General features: G+C 72.0%; 6 protein-coding genes. 4 read left to right on the top strand and 2 right to left on the bottom strand.

The window, feature by feature from the left end:
• A partial coding sequence (locus ACW0Q9_RS29710) for a DNA polymerase domain-containing protein (protein ID WP_456186959.1) occupies positions 1–602 on the top strand: 602 nt, incomplete at its 5' end.
• Positions 603–773: 171 nt separating this feature from the next.
• On the opposite strand, the gene ACW0Q9_RS29705 is transcribed toward ACW0Q9_RS29710, so the two are convergent.
• The gene (locus tag ACW0Q9_RS29705) at positions 774–1,142 is read right to left on the bottom strand and encodes a DUF4267 domain-containing protein (protein WP_456186957.1); all 369 of its coding nucleotides are present in this window, start codon (positions 1,140–1,142) and stop codon (positions 774–776) included.
• Positions 1,143–1,230: 88 nt separating this feature from the next.
• Here ACW0Q9_RS29705 and ACW0Q9_RS29700 point away from each other — a divergent pair, with 88 nt between their 5' ends.
• Both ACW0Q9_RS29700 and ACW0Q9_RS29695 read left to right on the top strand, forming a co-directional pair.
• Positions 1,231–1,809, top strand: a complete 579-nt coding sequence (locus tag ACW0Q9_RS29700) for a TetR/AcrR family transcriptional regulator (protein WP_456186955.1) — start codon at positions 1,231–1,233, stop codon at positions 1,807–1,809.
• A gap of 27 nt (positions 1,810–1,836) precedes the next feature.
• Entirely contained in the window at positions 1,837–2,574 is a 738-nt protein-coding gene (locus ACW0Q9_RS29695; protein WP_456186953.1) for a TIGR03089 family protein, read from the top strand.
• 6 nt (positions 2,575–2,580) lie between these two features.
• On the opposite strand, the gene ACW0Q9_RS29690 is transcribed toward ACW0Q9_RS29695, so the two are convergent.
• On the bottom strand, positions 2,581–3,027 hold the full coding sequence (locus ACW0Q9_RS29690) for a DUF1801 domain-containing protein (RefSeq protein ID WP_456186951.1): 447 nt from the start codon (positions 3,025–3,027) through the stop codon (positions 2,581–2,583).
• Between the two features lie 120 nt (positions 3,028–3,147).
• Between ACW0Q9_RS29690 and ACW0Q9_RS29685 the strand changes: the two genes are divergently transcribed.
• On the top strand, positions 3,148–3,763 hold a 616-nt coding region (locus ACW0Q9_RS29685), incomplete at its 3' end, for a GNAT family N-acetyltransferase (protein WP_456186949.1).

Raw genomic sequence — 3,763 nt, 5'->3', positions numbered from 1 at the left:
ACGACCTGCCCACCCTGGTCTGGCTGGCCAACCTCGCCGCGCTGGAACTGCACACGCCGCAGTGGAAGGTCGGCGAGCACCCGGACATGATGGTGGTCGACCTGGACCCGGGCGCCCCGGCCGCGCTGAAGCAGTGCTGCCAGGTCGCGCTGCTCATGCGGGACCGGCTCGCCGAGGACGGCATCGACAGCTACCCGAAGACGTCGGGGAAGAAGGGCATGCAGCTCTGCTGCCCGATCGCCGGCACCCAGGACGCCGATCTGGTTTCCGACTACGCCAAGCGGATCGCGCAGGAGCTGGAGAAGGCGCACCCGAAGCTGATCGTCTCGAAGATGGCGAAGAACCTGCGCCCCGGCAAGGTCTTCATCGACTGGAGCCAGAACAACGCCGCGAAGACGACGGTGGCGCCGTACTCGCTGCGGGCGCAGGACGTGCCCTCGGTCTCCACCCCGCTGACCTGGGACGAGGTCGAGGCGGGCGCGGCCGGCAAGCGGCCGTCGACGAAGCCGTACACGGCCACCGAGGTGCTCAAGCGGGTGGAGAAGCAGGGCGACCTGCTGGCCCCGCTGCTCGACGGCGGCCCCGAGCTTCCCCTGCGCTGACCCGGCCCCACCTCAAGGGTGGACGCCCACGGATCGCCGACACGGCACTGGTCGGCGGGACCCGCGACCGAAGTCGACGGTCGCGGGCCCGGTCGCTGGTCACCGGCGGGCGGCGTGCCCGGGAAGTGTCAGCTCCCGCACCTCCGGCGGGCTCTCCGGCGGCACCTCGGACTAGAGGGCGAACAGCAGGGCGGCGTTGAGCAGGATGACCACGGCGGTGGCGAAGTGGACGCCGAAGGCGATGGCCTTCCTGCCGTGGCGCAGCACGATGAGGGTGTCTCCCAGCGGGTTGATCGCGACGATCAGCATGTACCAGGCGACCGCCTCGGCGCTGGTGAAGGCGATGAGGGCGAGACCGAGCAGGCCGTAGCTGAGATCGCGCAGGCCCTTGATCGTGAGGTAGGCGGGGTCTTCGTCCGGCTTGACCGGGACGCCGTAGCCGGCGGCCGAGGCCCGAGGCGCCAGGAGGAACCGGGCGCCGATGAAGACGCAGAAGAGGCTGAGGACGACGGCGAGCCCGTAGGCGATGGTGCTGAGCATGTTCGACTCCGATTGCTAGCGCTGCTAGATCCGAGAGCGAAGCTAGCAGAGCAACGGCAGATTGGCTAGCGGTGCTAGAGTCGTGGTCATGTCAATTCAGGCGCGGCGGGAGCGGGAGCGGGCGGAACGGGAGCGGGCGATCATCGCTGCGGCCCGGGAGCTGGCCGAGTCGGAGGGCTGGGACGCCGTCACCACCCGCCGGCTCGCCGCCGAGATCGAGTACAGCCAGCCCGTCCTCTACAGCCACTTCAAGGGCAAGAGCGCCATCATGGCGGCGGTCGCCGTGGAGGGCTGCGGCGATCTGGCCGCCGAACTCGCCGCCGCGCGGGCCGCCGCGACCGACCCGCGGCAGGCGGTGGCCGGCATCGCCACGGCGTACGCCGCGTTCGCCGAACGCCGGCCCGCGCTCTACGACGCGATCTTCAACCTCCCCACCGAACTGCCCTTCGCCAGCCAGGACGTGCCGGTCGAGCTGGCCCGGGCCTTCGCCGAGCTGGCCGAGACCCTGCGCCCCTTCGCCGGTGACGACAACCTGGAGACGTTCACCGAGACCTTCTGGAGCGGGCTGCACGGCCTGGTCTCGCTGATGCGCAACGGCCGGCTCCGGCGGGAGGAACACGAGCGGCGGTTGGCCCTCCTGGTGGATCGGTTCGCCCGGCTAGGGTGAGCTGACCGCCAGGGAGGAGTCCACCCGATGGCCGACCACGCGCCCGTCGCCGTAGCGACCCACGAGCCGCTGCTCAGCTACCTCGACGGCGCCACCGGCGAGCGCACCGACCTCACCGCACAGCAGTTGGGCGCGTGGGCGGCCCGCAGCGCCGGGCTGCTCCGGGACGGCTGCGGGCTGCGGCCCGGTGACCGGGTGGCCGTGCTGTTGCCGCCGCACTGGCGCACCGCGGCCGTGCTCATCGGGGCCTGGTCGGTCGGGCTGTCGGTCTCGTTCCGGCCCCGGGCCCTGGCCGGGCTGCCGGTTCTCGAACCCGGCGCCGAGCTGCCGTACGACGCGGTGTTCGTGACGCCGGAACGGCTCGACGACTGGCTGGAGGACGTGCCGGAGGGGACGCACCGCTACCTCGTCGGCACCGGAACCGGCCCGCTGTCCTCGGTGCCCCTCGGATGGTTGGACTGGTCCACCGAGGTGCTCCGGCATCCCGAGATCGCTCCCGATCTGGGGGCTCTCCGCCCGTCCGATCCGGCCAGCCCGGACGGCACCAGCTACGGCGAGTGGGGCGCGGTGGCACGGGAGTACGCCACGCAGCTCGACCTGCACGCCGGTGACCGCCTGCTGGTCGACGTGGCCGAGCACGAGCAGCCGTTGAAGTGGCTGCTCGCTCCCCTTGCGGCCGGGGCGTCCGTGGTGCTCTGCGCCAACCTCGACCCGGCCGCCCAGGACGAGCGCATCGCCGGGGAGCGGGTCACCCGGGTCCTGTGAGGCTGCCTAGCCTCGACGTTCGCTGGCCCGGTCCACGCCCTTGTGCACCCGGACCGTGCGGTCGACCAGCTCGCGCAGCGCGCTCTCGTCGACGGCGTCGAGGCGCTTGAGATAGAGGCAGCCCTTGCCGGTCTTGTGCGGACCGAGCCGGGCGAGCACCGACGGGTAGCGCTCCTCGAAGCCGCCCACCAGGTAGAGGACGAGCTGCTGCTTGCGTGGCGAGAAGCCGACGAGGGGCCAGTCGCCCGTGTGCCCGCTCGCGTAGACGTAGTGGTAGCTGCCGAAGCCCACGATGCTCGGGCCCCACATGACCGGGGGCTCGCCGGTCACCTCGCGCAGCAGCGCGCAGAGCCGCTCCGCGTCGGCCCGCCGGCGGTCGTCCGGCACGGCCGCCAGGAAATCGTCGACGCTGGCGTCGGTCGGCACGGTCACCGGCTGCTTCGAGGTCGCCATGTGCTGATGCTCCCAGACTTGTACGACACCGAATGCGGTTGACACCGGTCCCGGGCGCGGGGCCTACTGCCCAGCGGGCTGCCGGCTCGTGTGACCGGCGATTGTCACCGGGGGTGGGGAGTGGACGGGCTCGTCTGGAAAGAGTTCGGCGAGGAACACCTCGCGGAGCTGACCCGGCTGGCCGAGGCGTGCCTGGCCGTCGACGGAGGGCTGCCGCTGTTCGCCCGTACCCCGTTGCTGCGGGCGCGGCTGCTCCAGACCCGTACCCTCGGCGCCTGGCACGACGGCGGCCTGGTTGCCGCTGCGGGCGTCGGCCTGGGCGGGCAGCCGGCCACCAGCACCGGCCTGGTGCATCCGGACTGGCGGGAGCGGGGTCTCGGCGGCCGGTTGCTGAGCTGGGCTGTCGAGCAGGCGGGCGACGCCGACCTGCTGGTGACCACCGAGTCGTGGAGCCCTGGTGCGGACGTGTTGTTCACGGCACGCGGCTTCGAGCGGACGTTCATGGAGTGGGTGCAGCGGCACGACCTCTGCTCTCTTCCTGATGTCGCTCGTCCCGACGGTGTGAGCACCGAGCCGGTGACGCTCGGCCCGGAGCTGTTCTCGACCTACTGGGCGTCGTTCGCTGACCGGCCCGGCTTCGGCTCGCCCACGGCCGAGGAGTGGCTGGGTGAGCTGGGGGAGGACGACGAGTACCGGGCGGACCTGTCGCTCATCGCGCGTGGGCCCGACGGTGCCG

The sequence above is a fragment of the Micromonospora sp. I033 genome, from assembly GCF_053890995.1.
The sequence above is the reverse complement of the archived record's forward strand: the minus strand, read 5'-3'. Positions and strand labels throughout refer to the sequence as shown.